This window comes from Syntrophothermus lipocalidus DSM 12680 (assembly GCF_000092405.1).
Taxonomy (GTDB): domain Bacteria; phylum Bacillota; class Syntrophomonadia; order Syntrophomonadales; family Syntrophothermaceae; genus Syntrophothermus; species Syntrophothermus lipocalidus.
In genome coordinates, this window is sequence record NC_014220.1 from 1,258,313 (window position 1) to 1,285,205 (window position 26,893).

Consider the following 26,893-nt stretch of genomic DNA (forward strand, 5'->3'; position numbering starts at 1 on the left):
TACAAGACGACAAGTTAAAATAGAACTGGTATCTTTCGGATACACTCATCCATTATGGAGTGATAACTTGTCCGAAGCAAGGCTTAAATTAATTACGGCCCTCACCTACCTCATCATCGTGATCGTGGTAGGTGTGTTAGGGCTTATGTATTTTGAAAACTGGCCTTTGCTTACTGCCGTGTGGGCTACAATCGTGAGCCTTAGCACCACCGGCTACGGGGACATTGTTCCGGTTACCATTGGCGGGCGGATCTTTATGATGATATTGATCGTAGCCGGAGTAGGGGTCGTAGCCTATTCGCTGGGAGCCATCGTCAGTATAACCATCGAAAGCCAGATCAACCGCATGATGGGGAGAAATACCATGGAAAAGACTATTCGAGCCCTCAACAACCACATCATTATTTGTGGAGCGGGACGAGTTGGCATGAGCGTTCTGGAAATCATTCGCGGTGAAAACATCCCGTACGTGCTCTTGGAGCAGAATCCCGAGACGGTAGCCCGCCTGCAAGTTGAAGGTATTGTAGCCATGGCCGGTGACGCGAGTGACGACGAGGTGTTGCTCCGAGCCGGCATCCAGCGGGCTCGAGACATAATTACCGCCCTGTCTCAGGACCCTTACAACGTTTTCGTTACTTTGAGTGCCCGAGCCTTAAATCCTAGTTTACATATCGTGGCCAGGGCCGAACGCCAAGAAACCGTGGACAAGCTAAAAAGGGCAGGAGCCGATCGCGTGATTACTCCGGCCCAGCTGGCAGGTCAGCGCATGGCCACAGCCATGTTAAAACCCGCGAGCGTTCAGCTGGTAGACACCTTGTTTGCCACCCACAATATCGAAGTACAGATTGAAGAAATAAATGTGGCCCCGGGTTCACCCCTGGTCAACACCTCTATCCGTAATATCAACCGTGACGACTCCAATGTCATCATCGTTGCCGTCATTCGCGGCGACAACATAATCGTTAGTCCGCGGGCAAATACCAAAATCGAGGCAGGCGATATCTTAATTGCCATGGGTTCGCGTGAAGACCTGAGCAAGCTGGAATCCAGTATAACAACAGCTATCCCGGAATAAGTATTGACCGAATACTCGCCACTGTCCCTACAATGAAAGAATTATGACTGATTGTGGATTCGCAGTACACTGTGCACTCGTCTGACGGACCCATTTTTATATTGAAAGCTTCGTCCCCTTTCTTTTTTGGCCTCAAGCCTTATTATCCCCAGATCCTCAGCAATATCTTCCTCAAGAAGGCCGGCACCCTGAAATAAAACACCCGCAACCCCTTCACCCCTTCGTTCAACGATTCAGTCTATTATATGCTGCCTTCAGTCCAGAAGTTCATCCCTGAGGAAATATCTTTACCACGGCGGCCCTCTTGCCGTCCCTGGTAATGTGATAAACCCCTTCAATCAAGACCTGATTCTCAGCCAGAACCTGGCAGTACTCATCGGTTTTCTGGGGTCTAAATTTTACCGCTAAACCGCAGCTGGTGGAGATTTCCCTAGGCGTCGGCATCATCACAAACTCCGCCTCTACTGATTTGAGGACTTTTTCCGCCTTCATGGCTTGGGATGTCGACGGAAAAACAATAACACAGTAGTCGGATAGACTTATTATATCCCGCACTTGTCTCTATCCTTTCTGTCACTCGGAAAGGTTTTTCTGCAACTCGGCAACACCGGTTCTAAAGAAACTGCCCTGAGCGCAGGCCACTACATCCTCGCCGACGTAAACCGAAGCTTCGGCAAAAATAACGTTCCGCCCCGTCTTCACAACCCTGCCCTTGCCGACCAGAAGGGCCCCGGCGGGAGGAGCTGACAGGAAACTTATGCTGCAGTCAATAGTAACACCTCTCACGCCCAGTGAGCGGATAGCGTTGCCCATGGCCGCGTCGGCCAGAGACGCTATCAATCCCCCATGGACCCTACCTAAAGGATTGGTGTGACGCTCGTCGATTTCAACCACCAGTTCCGCCGAACCGGGAGCCAGAGCCTGGGTTCTTATCCCAACCAACCGGTAGTAAGGAGTTTGTTCGTTTGCTTCAATAATATGGTGAAAAAGCAGCTCGTCGATCCCCATGTTCTTAGGTTCTATCATCGTATCCACCTCGCAACAGGATAAAATAAGCCACAGACTAACACAAACCCTCATTTGTCGTGGGGGCTAGGGCTCATCCTTGTCTAAGCATCAGAACGGCTAAGTTTACTATAATCTTTAGGCGAGCTGAGCTGCAACCGCTTTTCTCGTATCAATCGTTGCCAAAAAGCTTGACGGCCGGGGGAGTAACGAGCCACAACACGCGATATTCCTGCTGTGCGTGGCAAAAAACGGCGCGCTGTTGTACAATGGATGCAAAGCTGGCTAGAGGAGGTTACCTAGATAATGAAGCTTACTGCCGTCGACCAAACATCCCGCCCATCTATGATCCGGGATATAACCTTAGCTCCCAGCGGGCACCGCAAGATCGAATGGGCAAGCCGGCACATGCCGGTATTGAATATCCTGAAGACCGAGTTCGAAAAAGACCAGCCGTTAGCGGGAAAAAGAATCGCAATGTGCTTGCATCTGGAAGCCAAGACGGCTTACCTCGCCCTAACTTTGCGAGCAGCCGGCGCCGAAGTGGTAGTCTGCGCCAGCAACCCGCTTTCCACGCAGGATGATGTGGTCGCGGCTTTGGTCGAAAAAGGCGTGACTGCCTTCGCCTGGCACGGGGCCACTCCTGAAGAATACGACATGCACATCGCCAAGGCCCTGGACTGCGAGCCTGATGCCCTCATAGATGACGGTGGTGATCTAGTAGGTATGCTCCACAGGGAACGGCCTGCACAAGCGCGGAAGATTATCGGGGGTTGCGAAGAAACCACTACCGGGATCCTGCGGCTGAAGGCTATGGAAAGGGAAGGATCATTGTTGTTTCCGATGATGGCCGTCAATGACGCGTTTATGAAGTACTTGTTCGACAACCGTTATGGGACCGGCCAGTCGGTGTGGGACGGAATAATGAGGACTACCAACCTAGTGGTGGCAGGCAAAACCGTTGTCGTAGCAGGTTACGGATGGTGTGGCAAAGGTGTTTCTATGAGAGCCAAAGGATTAGGAGCACGGGTAATAGTCACCGAAATCGATCCCATAAAAGCGAACGAAGCCCTGCTAGACGGGTTTGAGGTCATGCCTATGCAGCAAGCAGCGATCGAAGGCGATGTCTTTATCACGGTGACCGGCAACGTAAACGTCATCCGAAGAGAGCACATGGCGGTAATGAAAGATAACGCTATTCTAGCCAATGCCGGTCACTTCGACGTAGAAGTGTCAAAACCTGACCTAGAAGCCTCGGCGGTATCACGCCGTACGCTTAAAAACAACATAGAAGAGTATTTGTTGCCGGACGGGCGCAGGTTGTACCTCCTGGCTGAAGGTCGGCTAGTCAACCTGGCAGCAGGCGATGGTCATCCGGCTGAAGTCATGGATCTCAGTTTTTCCCTGCAGGCCCTTTCCCTGTTGTATATGTTAGACAACCAAGAGCGGCTGCTACCCAGGGTTTACAACGTACCCGAGGAAATCGACCGCAAAGTAGCCGAGCTTAGGCTGCGTTCTCTGGGAGTAGAAATAGACCGGCTGACGCAGGAACAGGAAAGGTACCTCGCTAGCTGGCAATTATAAGCGGTCGTAGAACGGGGACGGGATCGCAGCACAACGAACACCAGGCGAGAATAATTGGCAAGCATATATCAAAGAATATGAACAGGTCAATGACGAGGAGGACTTTTTGTGCTGCGGCAGCGTACTTTGTTGATTTTTTTTGGTATTCTGGCCCTCATCATCGTTTCTGCGTATTTGCTGATGCGCTGGACCGGTCCCCCGACCCGTAAACCTCTTATCCGTACCACCGAAGCTTCCAAAGGTAATTATTATACCGTGCGCGATAAACAAGGTCAGGTCTTGCTTCAAACCGGATTTCCCATAAACATCGGCGATGTGTTTATCAACGAAGATAACCGGGTTTTCGAGATCTGTGAAATGAAGGGCTGGGACGCAGTTGCCAGGCCGACGTCCCTATCAGTTTTCAACCAAGACCGGAATTCCAGTAGCATCGATATCAAAGAACATTGGGCTGTAAAGGAGGCGATCCCTGCCCAGGCTGCAGGTATCCACGTGGCCATATACCACTCACATTCAGACGAATCTTATCCCATATCTGACGGAACCTCCAGTATACCTGGCAATGGCACTATTTTCGAAGTCGGTGAGAATATGGCTAACAGTCTTAGGGCTTCCGGCATCAGCGTGACCCACAGTTACAATACTCACGGACCCCACGACAGTGGTGCATATTACCGTTCACGCCGGACAGTCTTTCAACTTCTTAAAGAAGGTCCCGACGCCATCTTTGATGTCCACCGGGACTCGGCCCCGCCTGAAGCTTATTACACTTTGATCAACGGTCTGCCCACAGCCCGAACTATGATTGTAGTGGGACGCCAGAACCCTAATCTAGGATCTAACCTGGATTTCGCCCAGCGAATAAAAAACCATGCCGACACAGTGTACCCCGGGCTTGTCAGGGGCATCTTCATCGGTCATGGCGATTACAATCAGGACCTGTATCCCACCACTCTCTTGTTCGAGATAGGCACTGACCAGTTGTCGCGGGAGAGTGCCCAACGCGGTGCTCAACACATGGGAGACGTGGTAGCAGAGGTTCTGCGAGCTCGAACTTAGACCTCCCCGGCCCGAACCTCGATAAGAGCCTCGCGCAGCTGTACTATCGCCCCGGTCAGATCTTCAAGCTTCTTATCGATCCTGACCAAAAGGTATATGCACACAACTGCTGGGAAACCGTAGTTGCCGATTTGAACCAAAAGGTCTGACATTAGCTCACCTCCAAATCCAGGGATTATCACTGCCTGAGACGCACTCTCTGGTTCTCCCCGCTACAACGAGGAAACGGTTGCATCAAAGTTTCTTCGGGGAGTGTTGAGTGTTACAAACTTAACGTACCTCGGGGACATTAAATGCCGCGTCCCCGGTTAACGCTTTCCTGTGGTACTAATAGAATCATCACTAAAGAACAGAAACAAGCCGGCAATAAGGACCTGTAGCTTGTAAGTTCTCCAGATAATTGGTTTTAATCAGTGGTAATCTGAGGTAATCTGTGTTTATCAGTGGCTGTTTCCAATGAAAGAAGCCCGGGAATCCCGGGCTTCTTATCTAAAGCTCGAGTTCTACCGTATCCTGGGTTACGACCCGAGCCCCCAGCTGACCCACCAGGTCACCGCCGGAGGAAGTAAATATCCCCTTGCTGATTATTTGCTGCATTGCTGCGTCTACTTCGGCCGCAGTAAGGTCTGCTCTGGCATCGGGCACCCTGATGGTGACCCTACGACCGGCAGCGTTGGCAAAAGTCATTTCCAAGGTCCGTTCTTGAGCCATTCCGTTCACCTCCTTTCTAATCTAAACCTTTCTCAGGGCATTATACGTTCTCCAAGTCTGCTACATCCCGCCGCTGAATTCCAGCCACCGGCTTCTCCTGTAACCCTGCCAGGGTTTGCCCGACCGCGTAAACGTCGTCTGACGTCGCTGAAGGCTTAACGTTTCTGTAACGTCGGGCTGCCAAGATTGGGTTACCTTGAGCGTTGACCCCGTTTTCTACGTTCACGATGAGCTCGCTCGTAACCGTAACAGCTTGTACCGCCATGGTGTTCACCTCCTTTCTGCTGCCATTGTAAACCGGCCCCTTCTATTTCCTCGAATTACGGGAGATGGCAAGGTCAACAAGGCAGAAAGGCGGAAAAAGACACTCTCGGCCAAGTTAGGGTTGACTTCTCTGAAACCATGCACGCTGGTTTGTCAGAAAGGCAAAACTACCATTAATAAGCAAAGCCAATAGACATGATTGTTGGATCATCCAGCCGATTTCCAGCTTGGTTTTGACGCACAGACAAGATGCAGATATAATAAAATATGGATGATTATAAAGTCCGGTAGTGACAATCACTGCCATTAATGGTTCTTCTTGGGTTCTCGCTGTGCTCATACCATTCGGCCGCGCAACTTCTCTGACACGGACCCCTACAACACTTGAAAGTGTCACCTCGTATTGTCCCCTGCAACCGCAAAGTTGGGATGGGAGGAGAATCCTCAATGGAGCCATTGGATACAGGTCTTGGTGTAATCGAGTTGTTAACAGAAAATCCCTCTATATGTGCGATAGTCGTAGATCAGAAAGGTACTGTGGTTTCGGTTAACTCTACTTATTTGCGGGTTTTACAGAAGTCAAAGGAAGAAGTAGTCGGAAAATACATCGGCGATGTTACTCCAAATACGAGGACTCTAGTGGTATTGCGTACCGGTAAGGGTGTTGTCGGGTACGATTGGTCAATCAACGGATACAACATGATAGCTTGTGCTTTACCTCTTATAAGCAACCAAACAGTCGTGGGTTGTTTTGCTTTTAGCCTCTTCATGGATATCTGGGACGCGAAAGACCTGGTAGAAAATCTCATGTTCGAACTTAACAGCTACCGGAATGAGGTTCGCAACCTGTATTCGGCCCATTACACTTTTGCCAGTATAATCGGCTCTTCCCCCAAGATGCAAAACGTCAAGTTCCTCGCGCAGCAGGCAGCATTGCATTCATCGACTACCGTGCTCATAACCGGCGAAAGCGGTACTGGCAAAGAGCTTTTTGCCCACGCCATACACAACTGCAGTCAACGCTCGCGTTTACCCTTTGTCCGAGTCAACTGCGCTGCAATTCCCGAGAGCCTCTTGGAAGCGGAGCTGTTTGGCTATGTAGAAGGAGCATACACCGGAGCGCGTAAAGGGGGTAACCTAGGCAAGTTCGAACTCGCCAACGGCGGTACGGTCTTCTTGGACGAGATCGGCGAAATGCCTCTATCCATGCAGAGCAAACTACTGGTAGTGTTGCAAGAGAAAGAATTTGAAAAACTGGGCGGCAGCAGACCGGTCAGGGTTAACGTTCGCGTTACAGCCGCTACCAACTGTGACCTGGAAGCCAAGGTTAAGCAGAATGGGTTTAGAGAAGACCTCTATTATCGTTTAAATGTGTTACGTCTCGAGATACCGCCTTTACGGGAGAGACGGGAGGACATCCCTGAACTGGTTTACCATTTCATTGATAAGCTTAACGCGCGGTTGAAAACTAAAGTCAACGAAATAAGCACCCGAGCAATGCAGATGCTTTCCAATTACCACTGGCCTGGTAATGTGAGAGAGTTAGAAAATACCCTGGAGCGCGCCATGATACTGGCTGATATGCAAGGGGGCAACATCCTGGAACCGAGCCACCTTCCGTTGCCTCACGATAATAGGAATGGAACCTTCCCAAACGGCAATGCTTTCCAGGATGGCGATGCTCACAGGACTCTGAAAACCGCTCTGGAGGAGTTTGAAAAAGAATACATAGCTAATACGCTGAAGAACACCGGTTATGATAAAGAAAAGGCCGCCAAGGCCCTGGGTATTGATGTTTCCTGGCTCTACAAGAAGTTGAAGAAACATAACATCACCGCCCGTGCCAACTGACGGCGACAAAAGAAGACCGGGCTGCCGCACAGATTACTCTATTGGGTTCTCACTTTGGTGCGAACCGAATAAGCCCTTGCCCAGCCCGGATAGGTTACGCATTCCGATCTACCGGTGCTATTCCCCAATAAAATTCGGTTTTCGCTTCTCCATAAACGCCCTCATGCCTTCTTTCTGATCCCTAGTTGAAAAGAGTATTGCCACCTTCTCCAGTTCTTGTTCCAGTCCGGTGTTCAAATCAGTGTTCAAGCCGGCATGGATGGAGGCTTTCAGATAGCGCAAAGCTAGGGGTGCTCTTGTGCTCAGTTTTTGGGCAAATTCCTTAGCCTTAGTAATGACTTCGGAGTCCGGAACTACTCGGTTGACCAGCCCTAAACCGAGAGCGGTCTTGGCGTCGATGATGTCGCCGCTAAACATAAGCTCCTTGGCCTTGCCTACGCCGATAAGCCTGGGTATCCGTTGGCTACCTCCGGCCGCTGGGAATATTCCTAGAGTGACCTCAGGGAATCCAAAACGAGCCCCCTCTCCTGCAAAACGAAAGTCGCAACAGGCCGCTAATTCCAGGCCCCCGCCTAGAGCATATCCGCATATTGCTGCAATGGTCGGTATGGATATCTCTGCTAGGCGATTAAAAACCGTATGGATTGAGGCCACGTATTTTTTCGCAGCGAGAGGTGTACATTCCATCATGGCTTTTATGTCTCCCCCGGCAGCAAAAACCTTTTCTCCGCCAGTTACTATCAAGCCCCGAATCTGGTTGTCGGCAGCTATGACCTCGAGAGCCCGTCCTATCTCCGCAACCAGGGTCGAATTCAAGGCGTTCAAAGTCGCGGGATTGTTCAAGGTCAAAACCCCTACCGCTCCCTCTTTATCCAGGGTTACCACAGTATATTCCACGAGACAGATCACCGCCTTCCCTACCTGGTTAAAACAACGCCAACTATCCTACGTTCTTCAATTGCATCACGTTGGTTGACTAAGCTACCTGCCCGCCAAAAGGGTAGTTATCAAGTTATTACCATATACCAGGCATTCCATACGGTTATGCCTTGCTTTACACGCCTCTGCCTCCAGGCATTCGACAGCAACTGGTTCTACTGACACTGGACACATCCTGCTATAATCTACCTGGTAAACAACCCTAACAGAGACTTCCCTTCCCATTGCCGGGCACAGTTCAGATACGACCTGCTCGGTACTACTCATAGTCTATCCCAGTTCCTTGCCGACCACAGCCACTCCCACCACGCACTGGTAAGGCTGCCCTCCCAGGTTATGAGCCAGTCCTATCTTCGGGTTTTCCAGTTGGCGCTTTCCGGCCTTACCGTGAAACTGCAGCCACGACTCGTACAACATGCGAATCCCGCTAGCTCCTATGGGATGACCGAATGATTTCAAGCCACCGTCCGGGTTGACCGGCAACTTGCCATCTAAGTCAAAAAAGCCATCCAACGCGTCTCTCCACCCCTGTCCTCTAGCGCTGAACTGGAGATCCTCATAGATAATCAACTCCGTGGGAGTGAAGCAGTCGTGAACCTCAGCCAAGTCAATCTGCTCCCGAGGGTTGGTTATACCGGCCTCGCGGTACGCTGCCTGTCCGGCGTAGTACGTTTCCCAAGCAGTGGTGAAGTCGTAACTCTGGTGCTTCTCGCTGTGCCCCGGCCCGGCTGCAATCTGAATACCTTTGACGTACATCGGATCCGGGCGATACTTTTTAGCATCCTCACTGCGGACTATGATGGCGCAAGCAGCCCCATCCGATACCCCAGAACAGTCCATTATCCCCAACGGACTACAGATCATGGGGGACTTAAGTATATTCTCAATCGGAACTTCTGCTTGGAATTGCGCCTTCGGGTTTAAGGATCCGTTCTTGTGATTCTTCCAGGCAATACGGGCCATAACTTCCTTCATCTGCTGCATGGACAGGCCATATTTGTGAGCGTAGGCGGGCGCAATCACCGCAAAACGTGCCGGCGCAGTGAGGTCAGGCATGGTACGGTCTGAGTCCTCGGCAGGAACTTCCAGACCGCTGTAACCGCCGTCTTTCAGTTTTTCCGCACCAATGGCCATGACTACGTCGTAGGCTCCGGACACCACCGCGTAACACGCGTTGCGAAAAGCGTCCAGCCCCGTACAGCACATGTTTTCGATGCGCGTCACTGGCTTGTACTGTGATTTCATGCGATTGGAAAAGGCTAACCCGGCCATTCCCGAGGTAAAAGTTCCAAACCAGAAAGCGTCGATATCGTTGAACTCAAGTCCCGAATCGGCCAGGGCTTCTTCTATTGCCTCCAACATCAAGTCCTCCAGGTTACAGTCGAATCTTTCGCCAAACTTGGTGCATCCCATCCCTATAACTGCAGCCTTATCCTTGATTCCCGCAGCCATTTTCTCCCCTCCTCTACCCTATTTTGGGCGTTGCTTTCCAGAAGTAGGTGTGAATCCCGTCTGCCACAAACAGCCTCCTAAACGACATTTCGACCTCCATGCCGACATTGACGGCATCCGGGTCACAGTCCACCAGGTAACAGAACATCCGCCCGCCACCTTCAAAGTCCACTACCGCTACGACTGTTGGCGGGTCTAGAGATTCTGCCAGGTAATCGACAGTATAGGTAGCTACCCGAGCTGTTCTGCCATAGAAACGGTAGTCTTTCATCTGGTCGACTGCCTGGCACTGGATGCATATGCGGCTCGGGGGAAATTGGGGAGTACCGCAGGCCATGCACTGGCACCCGTAAAAAGCCAGGTTTTTCTTGTAGTTGCGGTAATAGTCCGGTAGGGAGGAACGCTTCTGTAAAGGTCTCCTCGCCGGTTCCGTGGTTATCAACTCGCGCCACCGCAGGTATTTTTCGTAGTTCATGGTCACTTTCTTGCGATCCAGATAGCCCTTGACTCCTCGCGGACCCGTGAAACCCTTAATGTTTTCAGTTACCTGAAAGACAATGGCGTCACTACCTTCGCCATAAGAAACAAACAGAATCTTATCCCCTGGCTGAGCCTCTTCCAAAGCCGCAGCCAGCATCATCGGAGCACAAGCCACTCCGGTATTGCCTATCTTTTCAAACAAGCTGTCTTGCACCTGTTCGGCATTGAAACCGAGTCTGCGAGCTATATCCAGCTGGTTGCGGGGGATGTGACCATAAATCACGGCTTTGGCAAAGTCTTTAGGGGCCAACCCTGTCTTCGCCATAACCCCGTTGGCGGCCTGGGAAACAAACTTGTTATAGCCCTGGGTTACACAAAACCGTTCTTCCCAGCTCCGAACAAACTTGTCGTCTTGGGAGCGCCACAGATCGTGGAAATCAACGCTCACGCTGTAACTGCCCAACACCTCCGCTATAACGTTTTCGCTCCCCATAACAAAAGCACAGGCCCCATCTCCAAAGTTAGCCTCTTGTGCTCCGGCCGCTGCCCCTAACCTGCAGTCTCCCATAGTTACCATTACCTGGCTGCCGTTTCGAGCTGCATCTATTGCTGCCAGCATGGCCGCCGAACCGGCTCGCAAAGAATCGGTAAAATCCGCTACCCGTACGTCGCGGCGCAGGTCTAACACCCCCGCGATCGTACTTGCCCCCTGCTTCTCTCGGTAGGGTGAGGTAGTGGTGGCAAAGTACAGAACATCTATAGTCTTTGGGTCCAAGGGAGTAACACAGTCCAGGGCAGCCTGCGCTGCCATAGTCAAGCTGTCTTCGTCGTAGTTAGCCACGGCCTTTTCCCCTTTAGGTACCGAACCACCGAAGGCGGCCTTGAGGTGTTTCCTGTCCAGTCTATTGTACGGAATATATGCCCCGAAGGCGGTAATTCCCACCATGCTGTCAAAACCTCCTTTTGCCGTAAGGCCTTTTTCATGTTAACCGCTTCGGTGGCTGCAACTCAGCGCAGCCACCGAAGCCCTCAGCATTGCGCGAACCTGTCGTTCATGACATTGAAGCCAGCCATGAGGCTGTGGCCGATTCCTGTATTAAGCGGTTCTTCAGGACTCAAGGTTTCCTCCATCGCCGATTATTTCTTGGTGTAGTCAAAAAAGCCTTTGCCCGTCTTGACCCCAAAGTGCCCTGCCCTAACCTTCTGCTTCAAGGCTAATGCCGGCCGGAACTTGGGATCACCGAACTCTTTGTAGAAGTGCTCGACAACCATGAGGAGAACGTCTATGCCTACTAAATCACACAGTGCCAAAGGTCCGATAGGCATATTCGCTCCCAGCTTCATAGCCAGGTCGATGTCCTCGGCTGAAGCTACGCCTTCCTGATAAGCATGGGCCGCGTCGTTGAGGTAAGGAACCAGAAGACGATTGACTATGAAGCCAGGTGCTTCTTTGGCTCGGATCGGCGTTTTGCCGATTATCCGCGACACTTCCATCGCCAACTCTACCGTTTCTTCGGTCGTCTCTTCTCCCGGTATTACCTCCACCAAACGCATCACCGGCACAGGATTGAAAAAGTGCATCCCCACGACCCGATCAGGCCGTCCGCTGGCAGCACCGATTTCAGTTATGCTTAGGCCTGACGTGTTCGTAGCCAGCACCGTTGATGGTGAACAGATCTCCCCTAACTCACGAAACGCCTGTTTCTTGATGTCTATGTTCTCGATAATGGCTTCGATTACCAATTCACAATCCTTCAATGCGCTTTTATCCAGGCTGGTTTGAATATTGCCTAAGAACCTTTCCTTATCTTCCTGGGTTATCTTGCCCTTGCTCGCGTCCTTTTCCCAATTCTTGTTCATAGTCTGGAGGCCTCGGTCTACAAACTTTTGGTCAATGTCTACTAGAACCACTTTGAGTCCTGCCTGGGCACTGATCTGGGCGATGCCTGCCCCCATGGCCCCGGCCCCCAAGACTCCGAGCTTACTGATGGCCATTTTGATTCCCCCTCGCCATGCTGCTCATATCATTCCTTTTTTCTTCAAAAGCTCTGTCATCACCGGGTAGCTGTCCTCAAACATCTTAATGAACCTTTCGAAATCCCCGGCTAATACGTCCCGCCCATTACCCAGATAGACCATGACCGGGTCCAAAGTACGCATCACCAGCACCTGTTCTTCGGTCGGCGGCTCTGTTACTTCTAAGTTAGGCGAAACCGCCAGATCCCACTGCACCGACGCCTTGATGTCTTCCAGCTTGACCCCAGGGTGAATCTTCTCCAGGTACATTTCCTTGGTTTCTTCATCAAACCGAAAGACTCCCATGGTGGTTATCACCGCAGCCGGGCCCCCTCCGGGTAGCCCTGCCTTTTCACGAGCACCGGGACCGTCCAAGTATCCTGGAGAGGTGATGTAGTCGCATTTGTTAACAAAGCGCCTCCCCTCTTGCCGCATCATAATGACTGTCCTCTTAGCCGAAGACGCCAGGTCATTAGCGCCGCCGCTACCAGCTAGCCGAACTTTTGGTTTGTAGTAATCGCCTATACAGGTAGAATTCAAATTACCATACTTATCGATCTGTGCTCCGCTTATGCACGCCACATCCACGAACCCCGCCTGCTGGGCGCTCATGACATCGCGTAAAGTTCCAGTCCAGTACGCTCTTTCACAATTGACAGCACAGTCAACGCACAGAGGCAATCGCCGGGGTGAATACGCAAACGCGCCGAACTCCACCATTATATTGAAGTTGGGAGCGTGGGTGAACTTCGCTACCGATGCTGCTATCAGGGGCATACCCACACCAATGAACGCTATTTCTCCGTCCTTGAATTCGCGGGCCACAGTAGCCGCCATTAGTTCAGGCAAAGTATAGTCTTTTGCGTACTCCGCCATCTTTACCACCTCACTTCCCCGTACTTCTGGAACCGGTGCTCGCTCTGCATCAACCGGTACAGCCGGTCATAGCCTACCATCTTACAGTATTCGTCCCAATCTTTGGTACCGTAGATGTACTTTTCCACCCAGGCGTCAAACCCTTCTTTGGTAGCCCACTGTTTGTAGACCTCTAACCCGTATGCTAGATCGTGATGATAATAGTAATTGGACTCACGCCAGTGGGCGCCGAAAGGAGCATGCACTATCGCGTCGACGTAAATATACGGGATAGTAGTCAGGTTTGGCATTCTTCGGATTTCCCCTTGGGTAACAATTTCTTCAACCGATACGATTACATGGCGTGCCGCTCGGGCCAAAACATCGCTGTTCCCATATAATCCTAGACACTGGACGTTTCCGATCTCATCTGCCCTCTGCGCGTGGATTATGGCGACATCAGGGTTAGAAGCAGGAACCAGCGCAATCGGTTCGCCGTTGTACGGGTCTTCGATGACCTTTATTTTAGGATTGTACTTGATGATATCTGTCCCCAACTGAGACTTCGTCGGCATGAACGGAACTCCCATGGCTCCCGCCTGCCACCTCAAAGCCGCGCCGAAATTGCTGTATTCCTCTAACTCTACAGGCCGCGGGACTCCATGTTCCGCCGCCCTCCTAAAAACCCGGTCTTCCCCTTCTATTCCTCCCCAGTTGTATGCCATTTCCAGCTTTGATACCAGCCCACACCCTAGAAGCACGGAAGACATGCCTATCTGGCTGGTAATGACAACTCGGAGGTTCCCGATGCGCTGACGAACTATCTCCCAGATTAGAGCAGCCGGGGCAGCGCTCACGTTAATTCCTAAATAGCATCCTTCCTTTATGAAAGTCGATACGGCCTCCTTGGCAGTCATAACCTTGTTGGCCAGCGGTTTTGCTTTGCCCTTGTCGCCAGTTACAGGTTCGAACTTCATTAATTCACCCCTCCTCCATCGCCCAAAACACCATACTCCAACACCTACATCACGTTTATATGTCTAACCAAGCAGGTTTCGAGCTATTATGATCCTCTGTATCTGAGAAGTTCCTTCAAATATCTGGAGAATTTTGGCATCCCTCATCATCTTTTCTGCCGGATAGTCGCGGCAGAAACCGTAGCCTCCGAGGATCTGCACCGCGTCGGTCGCAATCTTCATCGCAATATCCGCGGCGTAGCACTTGCTAATAGCCGACAGTTGTGCGGCTTCCAGCGGGTGTTTGTTGTCGAGTTGCCAGGCCGCCTTTTGCCATAAGAGACGAGCTGCTTCTATTTCCATCGCCATATCCGCCAACATAAATTGAATGGCTTGAAAATCGGCAATAGGCCTTCCGAAAGCCACCCTTTGTTTGGCGTAATCCCTGGCAACCTCGAAAGCACCCGTGGCAACACCCACTGAGGCTGCTGCTATGAAGGGGCGTGAAGAGTTGAATGCAGTCATAGCGATCTTAAAACCATCGCCTTCTTCACCTACCCTGTATTTCTTATGCACTTTAACGTTGTCCAGGATAAGCTCCGATGTGTCTGAACACCGCATCCCCATCTTTTTCTCGCTTTTACCGATCGATATTCCTTCCCAGTCGCGGTCCAGCAAGAAAAAGCACTGCCCGCGGTGCTTCTTACTCTTATCCAAGGTCGCCAAAACCGCGTATTTACTGGCATAGCGAGCGTTAGTGATAAAGCATTTAGTCCCGTTCAGAATGTAGTAATCGCCGTCCTTTTTAGCGCTGGTAGATATATTGGCTACGTCCGATCCGGCACCAGGTTCGGTCACCGCATAGGAAGCCAGTTGGCCCTCGTTGCATATCCCGGTGAACCACCATTCTTTTTGTTCCTCGGTCCCGGCATACACCACCGGCTCAGAAGCCAACATATTGGCCAAAGGAGTTATGGCAATGCCCAGACAACCTTTACAGATCTCCTCGACTACCATACAGAGGGTAACGTTGTCAAAAGCCATCCCATTGTACTTTTCTGGCGCATTCATGCACCCTATCCCGAGCTCCTGCATTTTCTTGACTACCGGCCACGGAAACTCCTCGGTCTCGTCGTAATACTGCCTCACCGGAACGATTTCATTCTCCGTGAATTTTCTGACTGTTCTCTGCAAAGCCAGTTGATCTTCGTTATAATCGAACCCTAAAGCCAAACCGCTCTCCTCCCCCCTCTAAAGATCAGCCGCTATTTCTGGCAAGCCCCTGATTCCAGCCTTTCACCCCCTTGCAGGTTTCTTACCTTATGTGCTCAGCAACACCCGTGCCAAGATTGTCCTGTTTACAACCCTTTTAAATTTGGGGTTCAGACTTGCTCTTAACAAACACGATCGGCGATTCTGGCCAATAATCCGATTTCGATTTCTCTTTCTTTGAATAGAGGAGGCATATCGGATCTGCTAGATCATCCAAAACCCGTGGCCGATTCCACCATATTAGCTAAAAAGTAAAGGCGCCTCCATTGTTTCGGACAGTGGAAGCGCCAATTTTTCTTGCCCGTCAAAGCTATTTACCTGTCAATGCTACTCTGCTATAATATCAGTGACGCGCCCGTAGCTCAGGGGATAGAGCGCTGGCCTCCGGAGCCAGGTGCACAGGTTCGATTCCTGTCGGGCGCACCATTTTCATGTATGATTATGATTTAGATGCTCATTTACGCAGATTTTTCAAAACAATAATCATAGGCTATTTTACTGCGAAAAAGTCACCAAAAGAGTTTTGACCTTACATATTGCAGCCGTTTCCAGTTCTAACGGTAAGTACGGAAACCAAGGGGACGGTTCCCGTGGTTTATTTTTAAAAATAAACCACGGGAACCGTCCCCTTGGTCCTCAAATAACTATACCACCTTATCTTCCCTGAACTTTCGAATCTGCTCCCGACTGTAGCCAACCGAGCTAAGAACCTCGTCGTTGTGTTCTCCTAAAGCGGGAAAGCTCGGCTTCACCTCCCCGGGGGTTGTTGACAGCTTGATCGGGATCCCGGGAAGGATCACGTCTTTGCCCGATTCCTTAAAATTCGCCAGTTTGATTATCATTTCTCGCGCCTTTACTTGGGGATGTTCTGATACCTCTTCGAGGTTCAAAACCGGCGTAAAGCAGATGTCGTCCTCTGCAAAAAAGTCGACCCATTCCTGCTTGGTCTTGGTCCGCATGATATTTCTCAGATCAGCTATCATTTCCGACTGCATTTCGGGACGGTACTGTTGCTCGATATACTGCGGACGGCCGACCTTTTGGCAGAACTGGGCCCAGAACTTCTCTTCTATCGCCCCCACACTCACATACTGCCCGTCTTTGGTCTCGTAAACGTTGTAGCAGGCATAGCCACCAGTCAGCAATCCATCACCACGGCGGGGTACCTCTCCTTCTCCCGCCCACTCGCCGAAGGTATAAGCCAGAAGACTGACGGATCCATCCAGCATGGCTATATCGCAAAGTTGGCCTTCTCCTGTCTTCTGTCTGTGGATAAGAGCCATAAGGATACCTATTACTGCATATAAGGTGCCACCTGCAATATCGGCAATCTGAACCCCACAAAGGGCAGGTAGGCTGTCTTTCGTCCCGTTCAGAAGGGTTACCCCGGCTAAGTTCAGGTAATTCAGGTCATGTCCAGCCATGTCTCGCCAGGGACCACTAAGACCGTATCCGGTGATAGCGCAATATATCAGCTTCGGGTTAATCTTTTTTAGCTCCTCGTAACCTAAACCTAGTCTATCCATAACCCCAGGGCGGAACTGGTCCACCACAACATCGGACACAGCCGTCAGTTTCTTAAATATCTCTTTAGCTTCCTCTTTCCTAAGGTCCAATGTGATGCTCTTCTTATTGCGGTTGACCGTGTAGAAACGCGCACTTTCTCCAGCTATGAGCGGTGGCAAATGCCTCCCTAAATCCCCGGTCCCAGGGTCCTCGACTTTAATGACTTCTGCCCCGAAATCAGCCAGTATTTGGGTACAAAACGGTCCAGGCAGGTACCGAGAAAGATCCAACACCCGAATACCTGCCAAAGGTAAATTCTTATTCACCAGTAATCCCCCCCCACCTACAAATTATCTGCCAATTTGCGGTAGAAGACAATCCCTCTCCGCCTACAGCCAGACCGCTTGCTTTCCTCCTATCCCGTACTTGGCAGCCTTGCGAACAACCGTTGATGCGTCAACCTTCAGCGCCCTGGCCATCTGGCGCGTCGTGCGGAACTGAACATAGGCTTTCTCTAATATCTGTTTCTCGACGCTTTCTACCGCCTCTCGTAAAGGAACTATATCTAAGACATGTACTTTATTCGACCAGTCCTTGGCCAAATTTCCGAAATGTGAAGGTAAATCCTGGACCGTTATGGTATCGCTAGGTGTTATTACCACCAGGCGCTCCATCAGGTTTTCCAACTCGCGAACGTTTCCCGGCCAGTCATATTCCATAAAAAGGTCAATTACTTCCGGAGAAATCCTTTTCACTTGCTTGTACTTGCGGTTAAACACCTGAAGGAAATGGACTACCAGAGACGGAATCTCTTCCTTCCTCTGTCGCAACGGCGGCACATTTACTGGGACCACGTTCAGACGGTAGTACAAGTCTTCTCTAAACTCTTTTCTCCGCACCATATCTACCAGGTTACGGTTGGTCGCAGCCACGATACGGATGTCTACCTTGAGCGGCTTAATCCCTCCTACCCGCACGATTTCCCGGCTCTGTATTACCCGAAGCAGCTTTACTTGAAGGTTCAAAGGAAGATCTCCGATCTCATCCAAGAACAAAGTCCCGCCATTGGCTAATTCGAAATACCCAGCCTTCCCTTCCTTTCTCGCCCCAGTGAAAGCTCCGGCATCATAACCAAAAAGCTCCGATTCCAGCAAACTCTCAGGGATTGCCCCGCAGTTAACTTTGATGAAAGGCCCGTCTTTCCGAGCGCTGTTAGCGTGAATGGTTTCAGCTAGTAGTTCCTTCCCGGTACCTGACTCCCCCGTTATCAGTACTGTAGAATCGACTTGTGCTACTCTGATGATGGTTTCCATAAGATCCCTCATCCGCGGTGATCTCACGACCATCTTGCCCGATCCCGCATACTGCAAGCGGAGGGTTCGTAATTGCTTTTCATAGTGTTCACTCAAGCCCTCGACCTGCTCCAGCCTTTGTTTCAACATGTTCAATTCAGTTACGTCTCTGACATTACAGACCACCCTAAAAATATTGCCTTTCTTGTCGAAGACCGGCGTTCCCGTCGCTAGGGTTGTCTTGCCTGTCTTGGCATAAAGCTGAATAATAGTAACCGGTTGCCTTTGCTTTAAAACCTGAGCTGTAACCGACTCCGAAACGATTCCTTCTTCAACTATATCTTCAACATTCCGGTTCAAAAACTCACGCCCGTTGATTCCGGTTATCCGTTCAAATGCCTTATTAAGCCTTAAGGTTATTCCGTTCCCATCAGCGATGTAAAGGCCATCAAACGATGATTCGAAGACAGCATTCAATTCTTCGTTCAGCTCTTTTACATATTTCAGTTCTTTGGATATCTCCTCTATCTCCGACATGTCCTGAAGAACAGCCACGGCTCCGATTATCTTGCCGTCCTTAATAATCGGGGTTCGGTTAGACACGAGAGTCCTCCCGTTCAACTCAACTTTCTGTAGGGTTTCCGGTCTTCCGCTCTTGACTACCTCGCCCAACCCTGAGGAAGGAATTACGTCCGTGATTTTTTTCCCTCTTACCTCTCCCGCTTTCACTCCCAAGACTTCTTCGGCTGCCCGGTTAAAAACCTCGATCCGTTCATATTCGTCTATAGAAATAATCAAGTTGTGGGTTGAGTTTAGAATAGTCTCGAATTCAGTGCTCAGTTTGTGGTATGAATCGAAAAACACCCGCAATAAGTTGGTACGAGTAACCATACCTACTACCTTATCCCCATCAACAACAGGGTATCTGCCTCTATCCGGATATATGATGCTGTCCAGCTCATCTTCGGGCGAACAGGTTTGAACATGGCGCGTCATAATCTGCTCGACTAATATTTCCGGGGACAAGCCTTGCCCCAGAACCCTCAACAAGTGGCTCTTAGTCAACAAGCCTACCAATCGCTGGTTCTGGTCGACCACCGGCGCGCTGTCGATCCTGTGTTCGGAAAAAACCCTGGCCGCCTCCCGGGCAGTCATACAAGGAGAAAGCATTATCGGATCCGGAGTCATAATCTCGGCAAGTTTCACGGGTTAACCACCTCCATAACCAAATACCGCATGCAACACTCCTCGAGCGCCTCACGATGTGCCGAACTCATTTTTGAAAGCTCTTCTTGTCTCTTACAGTGCAAATATCGTGCCACCTAAGCCTAGTTTCACTTCTTGTTCCACTCAATAGCCAAGCCATCCAGCCCAGATCCCGTTTCGCAAATCATTAAATAGCCGCTTCCTCAATACTCGCGGTTGCGTGTTTTTTCCCTCCTAAAACGATACCATTCCCGGACTCACAACCCCTTATTCTGTTGCACCGCAGTTAACTTGTGTTGCTAATCTGCAACAACCAACTCCTTCCGAACACGTTTAAGCGCCATGCCATCTCAATCCATCACCAACTGCCAACCGGCTTATTCTCAAAAGCAGGTATCTCTTCGATGTCCTGAGCATACAGTACCGCACCCATTTTTGAGAACTGTACCAAAAGACGCGATTAATCAAGGAGTTCGCCTATGTCCTTACCCGTGTCCGGGGCTTAAAGGGAAAGTTTACGACAACCTCTAGTTGCTGTAGTATTGCAACAGCTCTTGATCTAATTATGCATCAACTAACTGAATAAAAGAATACTGAACGACTGGAGAGTTTTATGGTTGCGAGTAGACATGTTATACGGCAAGAATTGTGTGACAAGTTGCATGTTGCTATCAATACCAATATGCATCATGCCTGGTATCATATGCCACTACTATTAAACAGTTTATCTCATTATCCTAATCAAGCCAAGCGGCAAACGACGTGCAAAAGTGCCAGTAACCCGATTATATCGAAGCCAAATCAGTGCAAATTTGAGTTTTTTGTCCCTTCTCTGATAAAAAATTAACCCTGCCTCCCCGCTGCTGCGGGGAGGCAGGGTTGACCTTGCGTTACTTTCCGAACGAGCGCGACCCGCAAAACCTTATAGTTGACTTGTGATCTGTAGCCAGGAGCCCAGGCTCAGAGGCTTGTTGAAGCCCGGCTCCTAACTCTCAAACCTTCGTCACTACACAACATAGTTTTTCAATCGCTATTAGTCAGATAACTTCCGCGTCTCATCACTTACCTCTAATGTTCAGCATCATCTTCCGCTGCAGCCACCATCTGGCCTGTCTCAGAAGACAACAGGGAACCGTCAGCCTGTTCTAGTGCTTCTACTAATCGCGTACCACAGGCATAACAGAACTTGTCCCCCGGCTTGTTAGGAAGCCCGCACTGAGGACAGCGATTGCCTATATCCGCCCCGCATTTACTGCAGAACTTGTCACCGGGGTTGAAGGGAGTTCCGCAGGAAGGACAAGCGTAAGGACTCTTGGGGCCTGCCACTTGCCCAAGGACGCCCTGAGCATAACCCTTGACTTTCTCCGGGTTCCTCCTGTAGTAGATAACCAGAACAATTACTATTCCCAAGACAAGTAACACCAGAACAGCCAGCGCTGCCAGGCCTACCCATGACAGTTCTTTCACGTAAGCCTCCGCGTTCACGTACCCACTCGGCGCCTCCATCTTCAGTTCTTTGGCACCGCCGTTGACTTCCGTTCCCATAGCATCGACCATAGGCCCGTTGAACCTGGCCACGTATTTGAGGGGTTCTTCGATAGAGGCTCCCAGCCAGCTTGTGAAATCATACCTGTCCGCAAAATGATAGCGGTTATAAAGCCGGAAGAATGAACTAGGCTCCACCGGATCATACGTAAAAGCTCCTGCCCCAAAAATGGCGTCACATTTCTTCGCCAGTTCAGCCGGAGAATTGCCTTCCAGAGTAAAAGTATACCGTACAGTCCCGTTCTGCTGCTCCGTCTTAATCTTCGTTACTTTGGTCTTTTCTTTCAGAAACCGTGGAATGAGATTCTTTTCCTCTTGGTCTATGGCTTTAACTGTGTCCTGGTTAACCACCACGGTTACGGTCCTCGCAGGAGAGCTTTCCGATACCGCCGTCTCAACTTCAACCCGTTTCACGGGGTTTGACTTGGTCGAAGCAGCGCTCCACGCCGAGGTGTTTGTACTAGAAAAATCGCTCCACCCTGGCAACAGCACCTTGTTACTAACGGTTTCCACCATGCTGCTTTGGTTTTCCGAACTCACCAGGGGTTTCGCTGCGTCAATCGCCCACTGGAAGTAAGCGTTCATATCCGTATCTTCCTCGAGCACGTATTCGCGAGCAAAGGGACTCCCTTGCCTCGTAAAACGGATCTGGGGCTCGAAACCCAGTATCTGGGCTGATTTCTGTTTCAGCTCGTCTATGTTTTTGAAATCCATGGTAAAGGTGTATTGAACTCCAGATTCATCGGCACTTGAACTCATGGTCAGCACCTGAGGCATAGCCGCTTTTAAGGCCTGAGTTAACGCCGGTTCCCCGCCACTGACCTGCTCTAAGTCCGACTGACTCACGTAAATGTGAAACGCCCTTTGCCCAGCCCCCTTTTCATTAACCGAAGTATCGACCGTGAGATCGGCCCCACAACCTGTTAATAATAGCGTAATTACCAAAAGGACTGGTAGTAGCAAGACAACGGATTTTTTTCTACTTATCTTTGGTCCAAGGTTACTTATGCTCATTTTAATCTCCTCCTGATTACTGTGATAAGTTCCTGGATGTCACAGATTTCCTGACATAAACCTACCTTCCCGCAACTTCAGGATCACGGGAAGGTAGTTCCTTTCATATATCACGAATTATGGTTGGTCAAAAGTGTACTCTATGTTTGCTAACCGTATCTTATCTTTGAAACTCAAGGGATACGGAACATTGCTGGAAAGCCTTTCGCCGTTAAGATATGTTCCGTTTTTGGATTCAAGATCGACGATATAATAAGCTCCGTCCTGGCGGATTATTTTGGCATGAACCCGCCCGATGCTCGGGTTATCGGCTTCCCAGTAATCTACTGCCTCCCGGTTCCTTCCGATATAAAATTCGGGCTTATTGATAGGTATTATTTCTTCCTCTTCTGCCCGCTTTATCCTCAGGACCGGAAAAGGTTCTCCTTCTTCTACCTGTTCCAACAGACGGGTATCCCCTGAATCATCCAGAACTGTAGTCACTTCGTCTTCACCCGGGCCATACGCTTCTCCCCCCACATTGGCCGGTGAGGAAAACGGCGCAGATGTTCTCGCACTCCCGCCATATCCACCCGGCTCTAGCCTGGCGCCACATTGGGTGCAAAAAGCATTTCCACCCTCGTTTCTGGCACCGCACTGGATGCAGAACCTAGGGCCGGATCTTGCAAGCCCCGGCGCGGGAAGCGCTCCCCGGTTACGAACCATGAGATAGAGATTGAGCCCTGCCCCAGCCAGAAACAAAAGTAGGGTCAAATAATACCCGGCTCCCCACTGAGTAGTCAGGCCCTGGCTTACAGCCTCCTCGTCAAAACTGGATTTAAAAAGGTACATCGTAATTGGCCCAACTAAGCCAGCGGCAAAGGCAGCCACATTACTCAAACGGTTCTTCCAGAACCCGACTCCAACACCTACTAATGCAAGCACAAAGACCACGATAACCATCGGAAAAGGCCCTACAGACTCAGTCTCGCCAGTAGGTAACTGCACCATCTTGCCAAAAACCATGTTTACTCCGCTCAAAGTAACTATTTCCTGTCCACTACACGAAATGCTGACGAACGGCATTAGAAAACAAATGATGATAAGAGCAAATAACGCCGGTGAGATTTTTTTCCCCAGGTTCTCCATAGCCCTTCCTCCTTAACATGTAACTCCGGTTCTACCAAGTAATAATAGAAAACCAAACGCCAACAAACAATAACATAGTACTGATTTCTCTGTCACGCGATGATAACAGATGGTCTCCAGAGCTTATGATTGCTCTACTTTTCTTCCGCACTTAGCACAGAAACGCGCTCCCTGGCTAACCGGCGCTCCGCATTCGCAGGTCCCGACCGTCACCGGTTTTCCCAACGCAGCTTGAGCCTCGGCCCTCAACCTCTGCATCTCTTCTTCTTTTACCTTTATCTGTTGGTCTATTCCGGCAATCTCCTGGTATTTGCTCATTACTCTGGATTGGTCAAAGTTATCGCGGGATAGCATGACATAGACTATGTTGCCCAGCTCCTCGATGGAATCCTTCTTCTTTCGCTGCAAAGAATCTATTTCAGCCTTCAACTTCGTTACTTCGACCAGCTCTTTCGACCGAACACTTACCGTACTGACTCCCTTATTGATACCGTCCTTTACCTTGTCAAAAAAGTCCGCCATCGCACCCCTCCTTTCCCAGCGTGACAAGAGAACACAAGAGACTAGCCCCCCTCCAGTAGCAAGCCCATGGTCAAGAATCAACCCCATCCACGAACAAGCCTTGAACAATGCGTCCCAACTGCCATGCTCCGTATGTTGTCCAGACCGCCTTTTGATCTGCCAAGTCAGGACTTCAGCTGCTCTTTGCGGTTTCCTTTGCGTATCATACTAGATATACCCATAGGCATATGCTAGTTCCCGAACGCTGCTGTGCGGCGGTACGCCGTTGGGAAAGCAGGCTTTTCCTCCATAAAACTCGATACTACTTCGCTCGGTGGTCATTTCGCTTATTACCGGATAGCAGACCCTGTTGTTGTTATCTGTGAGATAAGGCTTTCCTAGAACAATATCTCCCTCCACCACTACAGCTTTCGGTATCTGCACCCAATACGCGTCTTTTTGGTAAAGGACCACATCTATGGTGCTACCGTGCCCTCCCTGTATAATACCTGCTGCCTCCAATTCAGGAATATCCACCACGCAGCTCGGTTGAGACGGCACAGCTGGCTGTGATTGCTGCTGGCCGGTTTGAGGCTGGGGAAGACTGATCACGCTGTTTTGTTGAAGTTGTGAGGATGATTGGGATTGTTGCTGTGGTTTATTAGGTTGCTGCTCGGATTTCGCTTGAGGCTCTGTTTGTTTCTGGGATTCCCCCTGTAGTTCCAGTTGTTGATCTGACAGGTTGGTCTCTTGTTGATTCGTTCCCTGCTGCTTTTGAAATCCCTTACTTTGGATGTCCCCCATTCCAGCCTTGCTAGTTACTTTTGACCTATCAAATCCATCATTCAAAACAGCGTGGTTTCGGCTCTGAAAGTAGCTGACGGAGCCAAATATGGCCAGTATCAGAAGAACAACGGCAACAACTGGTGCTACAAATCGGGTATTTCTCGAGGTGTCTTTGACCGCTAATTCTGAATACCCAGTTTGAGGGACAAAATTTCTATCTTTGTTCATTACAGTTGAGGAAAAGTTTGCAGCTCCCTCACCCATGGGCGCGGTCTCCACAGTACTCTGGTCTGGAGGTACCGTAGGAGTATCCACTTCGATCCCGACTGTCAAGCCTTCTACCGCTTTTAAAGGCAAAGATTTGCCCACGGGAAAGTCACTCGTTTCACCTGTCTCCCCCGAAGCAGTCACCTTTACCTCCTTCTTTTCGTCAACGAGCGAAGAAAGCTCCGTACCGTGCTTCTCCGACTGTACAATCGCGGGATTATGAACCTCAACTTCGCCACCCGGCAAAAGGGCCATCATCTCCCGGGCGCTAGCGGGCCGATCCTCAACCCTCAGTTGGAGGGCTTTCATTACTGCTGATTCCATACGACCAGAAACCTTCACGAATTGGCTTGGGGGCTGAAAGTTAAAGGGATTCCGTGATGGATCGCGTCCGGTAAGCAAGTAATGCAAGGTGGCGCCCAGAGCATAAATGTCCGACTGAGGAACGGTCTGGTGCTCGCCATACTGTTCGGGAGGAGCAAACCCGGTTGACCCGTAGGCCAAGGTATCTGCATAGCTATCTCGACGAAAGTGCCTGGCAATACCGAAATCTATCAGTTTAATCCGAGCATCTGGTGTCAGCATGATGTTGGCCGGTTTCAGGTCTCGAAATATAATTGGGGGATCCTGGCTGTGGAGGTAATCCAGAATCTCGCAGAGCTGTCTCGCCCAGTTTACTACTTCTGTTTCCGGTATGGGGCCCCGCTTTTCCACCAGAGTCTTGAGGGTTTGCCCTTCAATACAATCCATCACTAGATACCAACGGTCCTTTCCACAGCTGAAGAAGTCCGTTATTCTTGGTAGGGCCGGATGTCGCAAGCTGATTAATATTGAAGCCTCTTTCTTGAAAGCCTCTATCGCTGCCTGAATATTCCCAGGACTGACAGCACTGGTACTCATTTCTTTTATGGCCACTGGGATGTTATTAAGCCTGGTATCCAACGCCTGGTAAACTGCTCCCATTCCACCCCGGCCAAGAGTCTTGACTATTACGTACCGTCCTTCAAGAACCGAGTCGGGTTTGAGCCACCCGGTTCTGGAAAAATCGTCGGTAAGACTCTGCCCACATTCGCTGCAAAAGTTTTTGCCATCAGGATTCTCTGTTTGGCAAGATGGACACTTTCTCGACATCTCGCACCCCCAATTGAGCTATTACGAAAGCAAGAGAGCCATCCAAGTTGAAAGTGTAAAACCCAGCAAACCAAGTACACTTTCTACGTTCTTCTCCATTTTTCCTTCCCAGAAAAATATCTCACGCCCCAAAAAATGTGGTATAATCTCTCCGAGCGAATGCTCGGATATTGGTAGGTGCAGGTATGGTTGATTCGGGGGCTGTTTTAATAGTCGAACAAGGCGAACCTCATGATAAAAGAACCGCTATCAAATTGGCGCCGGGTGAGGCATTGATCGGTCGGCCATGGAAAACCCACCATCCTGATATTCCGTTTACCAGCCTCTACATTTCCAAAAAGCATGCCGTGCTTTCGTTCCAAGATAACCAGGCTACCATTACCGACCTAGCGAGCAGACACGGGACTCAGGTTAACGGAAACCAGCTCGTGCCCTATGAACCATACCCCCTCAAACATGGCGATATCATAAGCCTAGCTGGAGGAATAGTGTTGCTTACGTTTCACAATATGTACGAAACCGAATTCGAGCAAACACTTGATCTAACACAGCCTCCCGCCAATAGGTCAATACTTCCTCAGTCCCTGGTAGTTAACGGCGACCGGAGAGAAGTCCTGTTGAATGGGAAACCCTTACGCCTATCAGGAAAAGATGCAGAACTTCTGATTGTTCTTTATGAAAACCGTGGCAAGGCTATCAGCTACGATGAAATTAGACGCAGGGTGTGGCCTGAGCGTCCCCCGAGTCCACAGACTAATGTACCTGATGTCGGTAACGATGAAATCACGTCCCTGGTATACCGTCTGCGTAAACGCCTCGGCCAACACGGAAACCTCATTGTCACTATCCCTCGCTACGGATATATGCTTGATCTCTGAAGTCATCACCGTCCTAGCAATACCATATGAATATCAAAGTCAAGTCAAATCGGTATAATAATAAATATTGCGGTTGAACTCAGAGTTCCGCAAAAACTATGTACTTAGTGGATATGGAAC

Annotated in this window: 24 protein-coding genes and 1 tRNA gene; 6 read left to right on the top strand and 19 right to left on the bottom strand. The window is 50.2% G+C overall.

All coding sequences use genetic code 11. From position 1 onward, the window contains the following. Window positions 1-67 precede the first annotated feature (67 nt). Window positions 68-1,075 (top strand): potassium channel family protein, encoded by a 1,008-nt coding sequence (locus SLIP_RS06070; RefSeq protein ID WP_013175400.1) that lies wholly within the window; start codon window positions 68-70, stop codon window positions 1,073-1,075. Between the two features lie 267 nt (window positions 1,076-1,342). Here SLIP_RS06070 and SLIP_RS06075 read toward each other — a convergent pair whose 3' ends face one another. Next, on the bottom strand, window positions 1,343-1,630 hold the full coding sequence (locus tag SLIP_RS06075) for a putative Se/S carrier protein (protein ID WP_013175401.1): 288 nt from the start codon (window positions 1,628-1,630) through the stop codon (window positions 1,343-1,345). 18 nt (window positions 1,631-1,648) lie between these two features. Then, window positions 1,649-2,101, bottom strand: a complete 453-nt coding sequence (locus tag SLIP_RS06080) for a PaaI family thioesterase (protein WP_013175402.1) — start codon at window positions 2,099-2,101, stop codon at window positions 1,649-1,651. A gap of 285 nt (window positions 2,102-2,386) precedes the next feature. Between SLIP_RS06080 and SLIP_RS06085 the strand changes: the two genes are divergently transcribed. Then, entirely contained in the window at window positions 2,387-3,664 is a 1,278-nt protein-coding gene (locus SLIP_RS06085; protein ID WP_013175403.1) for an adenosylhomocysteinase, read from the top strand. A 108-nt stretch (window positions 3,665-3,772) separates the two neighbouring features. Further along, window positions 3,773-4,723 carry a stage II sporulation protein P gene (gene spoIIP / locus SLIP_RS06090; protein ID WP_013175404.1) on the top strand — a complete coding sequence of 317 codons (951 nt, stop codon included), beginning with the start codon at window positions 3,773-3,775 and terminating at the stop codon, window positions 4,721-4,723. On the opposite strand, the gene SLIP_RS12375 is transcribed toward spoIIP, so the two are convergent. From SLIP_RS12375 to SLIP_RS06100, 3 genes are all read right to left on the bottom strand, one after another. Beyond that, window positions 4,720-4,875 (bottom strand): YvrJ family protein, encoded by a 156-nt coding sequence (locus SLIP_RS12375; RefSeq protein ID WP_013175405.1) that lies wholly within the window; start codon window positions 4,873-4,875, stop codon window positions 4,720-4,722. The two genes, spoIIP and SLIP_RS12375, sit on opposite strands and share 4 nt — an antisense overlap. A 337-nt stretch (window positions 4,876-5,212) precedes the next feature. Next, window positions 5,213-5,434: a DUF2922 domain-containing protein gene (locus tag SLIP_RS06095; RefSeq protein WP_013175406.1), complete on the bottom strand. Its 222-nt coding sequence runs from the start codon at window positions 5,432-5,434 to the stop codon at window positions 5,213-5,215. 40 nt (window positions 5,435-5,474) lie between these two features. Continuing rightward, entirely contained in the window at window positions 5,475-5,699 is a 225-nt protein-coding gene (locus SLIP_RS06100; protein ID WP_013175407.1) for a DUF1659 domain-containing protein, read from the bottom strand. A gap of 446 nt (window positions 5,700-6,145) precedes the next feature. Here SLIP_RS06100 and SLIP_RS06105 point away from each other — a divergent pair, with 446 nt between their 5' ends. Further along, window positions 6,146-7,549, top strand: a complete 1,404-nt coding sequence (locus SLIP_RS06105; RefSeq protein ID WP_013175408.1) for a sigma-54 interaction domain-containing protein — start codon at window positions 6,146-6,148, stop codon at window positions 7,547-7,549. 117 nt (window positions 7,550-7,666) lie between these two features. Here SLIP_RS06105 and SLIP_RS06110 read toward each other — a convergent pair whose 3' ends face one another. The 8 genes from SLIP_RS06110 to SLIP_RS06145 form a co-directional block, all read right to left on the bottom strand. Further along, complete coding sequence (locus SLIP_RS06110) at window positions 7,667-8,458, bottom strand: enoyl-CoA hydratase/isomerase family protein (RefSeq protein ID WP_242649086.1); 792 nt, start codon at window positions 8,456-8,458, stop codon at window positions 7,667-7,669. A gap of 72 nt (window positions 8,459-8,530) precedes the next feature. Beyond that, window positions 8,531-8,653: a hypothetical protein gene (locus SLIP_RS13015; RefSeq protein ID WP_278078291.1), complete on the bottom strand. Its 123-nt coding sequence runs from the start codon at window positions 8,651-8,653 to the stop codon at window positions 8,531-8,533. A gap of 105 nt (window positions 8,654-8,758) precedes the next feature. Then, window positions 8,759-9,940 (bottom strand): acetyl-CoA acetyltransferase, encoded by a 1,182-nt coding sequence (locus SLIP_RS06120; protein ID WP_013175411.1) that lies wholly within the window; start codon window positions 9,938-9,940, stop codon window positions 8,759-8,761. A gap of 13 nt (window positions 9,941-9,953) precedes the next feature. Further along, a complete protein-coding gene (locus SLIP_RS06125) occupies window positions 9,954-11,366 on the bottom strand; it encodes a hydroxymethylglutaryl-CoA synthase family protein (RefSeq protein ID WP_013175412.1) in 1,413 nt (470 codons plus the stop codon). A 191-nt stretch (window positions 11,367-11,557) separates the two neighbouring features. Next, window positions 11,558-12,415 carry a 3-hydroxyacyl-CoA dehydrogenase family protein gene (locus SLIP_RS06130; protein ID WP_013175413.1) on the bottom strand — a complete coding sequence of 286 codons (858 nt, stop codon included), beginning with the start codon at window positions 12,413-12,415 and terminating at the stop codon, window positions 11,558-11,560. Window positions 12,416-12,439: 24 nt separating this feature from the next. After that, the gene (locus SLIP_RS06135; protein WP_013175414.1) at window positions 12,440-13,312 is read right to left on the bottom strand and encodes a CoA-transferase subunit beta; all 873 of its coding nucleotides are present in this window, start codon (window positions 13,310-13,312) and stop codon (window positions 12,440-12,442) included. Window positions 13,313-13,314: 2 nt separating this feature from the next. Then, window positions 13,315-14,268: a CoA transferase subunit A gene (locus SLIP_RS06140; protein WP_013175415.1), complete on the bottom strand. Its 954-nt coding sequence runs from the start codon at window positions 14,266-14,268 to the stop codon at window positions 13,315-13,317. A gap of 63 nt (window positions 14,269-14,331) precedes the next feature. Continuing rightward, entirely contained in the window at window positions 14,332-15,480 is a 1,149-nt protein-coding gene (locus tag SLIP_RS06145) for an acyl-CoA dehydrogenase family protein (RefSeq protein ID WP_013175416.1), read from the bottom strand. A gap of 390 nt (window positions 15,481-15,870) precedes the next feature. Here SLIP_RS06145 and SLIP_RS06150 point away from each other — a divergent pair. Next, window positions 15,871-15,945, top strand: a tRNA-Arg gene (locus SLIP_RS06150). 218 nt (window positions 15,946-16,163) lie between these two features. Here the strand turns inward: SLIP_RS06150 and SLIP_RS06155 are convergent. The 6 genes from SLIP_RS06155 to SLIP_RS12030 all read right to left on the bottom strand — a co-directional run bounded on the left by SLIP_RS06155 (window position 16,164) and on the right by SLIP_RS12030 (window position 25,895). After that, window positions 16,164-17,351 (bottom strand): CaiB/BaiF CoA transferase family protein, encoded by a 1,188-nt coding sequence (locus tag SLIP_RS06155; protein ID WP_013175417.1) that lies wholly within the window; start codon window positions 17,349-17,351, stop codon window positions 16,164-16,166. A gap of 63 nt (window positions 17,352-17,414) precedes the next feature. Further along, window positions 17,415-19,523, bottom strand: coding sequence for a sigma 54-interacting transcriptional regulator (locus SLIP_RS06160; protein WP_013175418.1), 2,109 nt, complete (start codon window positions 19,521-19,523; stop codon window positions 17,415-17,417). Between the two features lie 1,068 nt (window positions 19,524-20,591). After that, window positions 20,592-22,082: a zinc ribbon domain-containing protein gene (locus SLIP_RS06165; protein ID WP_013175419.1), complete on the bottom strand. Its 1,491-nt coding sequence runs from the start codon at window positions 22,080-22,082 to the stop codon at window positions 20,592-20,594. Window positions 22,083-22,199: 117 nt separating this feature from the next. Next, complete coding sequence (locus SLIP_RS06170) at window positions 22,200-23,210, bottom strand: FHA domain-containing protein (RefSeq protein WP_013175420.1); 1,011 nt, start codon at window positions 23,208-23,210, stop codon at window positions 22,200-22,202. 123 nt (window positions 23,211-23,333) lie between these two features. Then, window positions 23,334-23,732 (bottom strand): zinc ribbon domain-containing protein, encoded by a 399-nt coding sequence (locus SLIP_RS06175; RefSeq protein WP_013175421.1) that lies wholly within the window; start codon window positions 23,730-23,732, stop codon window positions 23,334-23,336. A gap of 207 nt (window positions 23,733-23,939) precedes the next feature. Further along, window positions 23,940-25,895, bottom strand: a complete 1,956-nt coding sequence (locus SLIP_RS12030) for a serine/threonine-protein kinase (protein WP_013175422.1) — start codon at window positions 25,893-25,895, stop codon at window positions 23,940-23,942. A 185-nt stretch (window positions 25,896-26,080) separates the two neighbouring features. Here SLIP_RS12030 and SLIP_RS06185 point away from each other — a divergent pair, with 185 nt between their 5' ends. Then, a complete protein-coding gene (locus SLIP_RS06185) occupies window positions 26,081-26,773 on the top strand; it encodes an FHA domain-containing protein (RefSeq protein WP_013175423.1) in 693 nt (230 codons plus the stop codon). The last annotated feature ends 120 nt before the right edge of the window (window positions 26,774-26,893 follow it).

Coding starts and splice junctions, on each gene's coding strand:
- SLIP_RS06080 (WP_013175402.1), bottom strand. CDS start 2,101: ATGATAGAACCTAAGAACATGGGGATCGACGAGCTGCTTTTTCACCAT.
- SLIP_RS06085 (WP_013175403.1), top strand. CDS start 2,387: ATGAAGCTTACTGCCGTCGACCAAACATCCCGCCCATCTATGATCCGG.
- SLIP_RS12375 (WP_013175405.1), bottom strand. CDS start 4,875: ATGTCAGACCTTTTGGTTCAAATCGGCAACTACGGTTTCCCAGCAGTT.
- SLIP_RS06095 (WP_013175406.1), bottom strand. CDS start 5,434: ATGGCTCAAGAACGGACCTTGGAAATGACTTTTGCCAACGCTGCCGGT.
- SLIP_RS06100 (WP_013175407.1), bottom strand. CDS start 5,699: ATGGCGGTACAAGCTGTTACGGTTACGAGCGAGCTCATCGTGAACGTA.
- SLIP_RS06105 (WP_013175408.1), top strand. CDS start 6,146: ATGGAGCCATTGGATACAGGTCTTGGTGTAATCGAGTTGTTAACAGAA.
- SLIP_RS06120 (WP_013175411.1), bottom strand. CDS start 9,940: ATGGCTGCGGGAATCAAGGATAAGGCTGCAGTTATAGGGATGGGATGC.
- SLIP_RS06125 (WP_013175412.1), bottom strand. CDS start 11,366: ATGGTGGGAATTACCGCCTTCGGGGCATATATTCCGTACAATAGACTG.
- SLIP_RS06130 (WP_013175413.1), bottom strand. CDS start 12,415: ATGGCCATCAGTAAGCTCGGAGTCTTGGGGGCCGGGGCCATGGGGGCA.
- SLIP_RS06135 (WP_013175414.1), bottom strand. CDS start 13,312: ATGGCGGAGTACGCAAAAGACTATACTTTGCCTGAACTAATGGCGGCT.
- SLIP_RS06140 (WP_013175415.1), bottom strand. CDS start 14,268: ATGAAGTTCGAACCTGTAACTGGCGACAAGGGCAAAGCAAAACCGCTG.
- SLIP_RS06165 (WP_013175419.1), bottom strand. CDS start 22,082: ATGAGCATAAGTAACCTTGGACCAAAGATAAGTAGAAAAAAATCCGTT.
- SLIP_RS06170 (WP_013175420.1), bottom strand. CDS start 23,210: ATGGAGAACCTGGGGAAAAAAATCTCACCGGCGTTATTTGCTCTTATC.
- SLIP_RS06175 (WP_013175421.1), bottom strand. CDS start 23,732: ATGGCGGACTTTTTTGACAAGGTAAAGGACGGTATCAATAAGGGAGTC.
- SLIP_RS12030 (WP_013175422.1), bottom strand. CDS start 25,895: ATGTCGAGAAAGTGTCCATCTTGCCAAACAGAGAATCCTGATGGCAAA.
- SLIP_RS06185 (WP_013175423.1), top strand. CDS start 26,081: ATGGTTGATTCGGGGGCTGTTTTAATAGTCGAACAAGGCGAACCTCAT.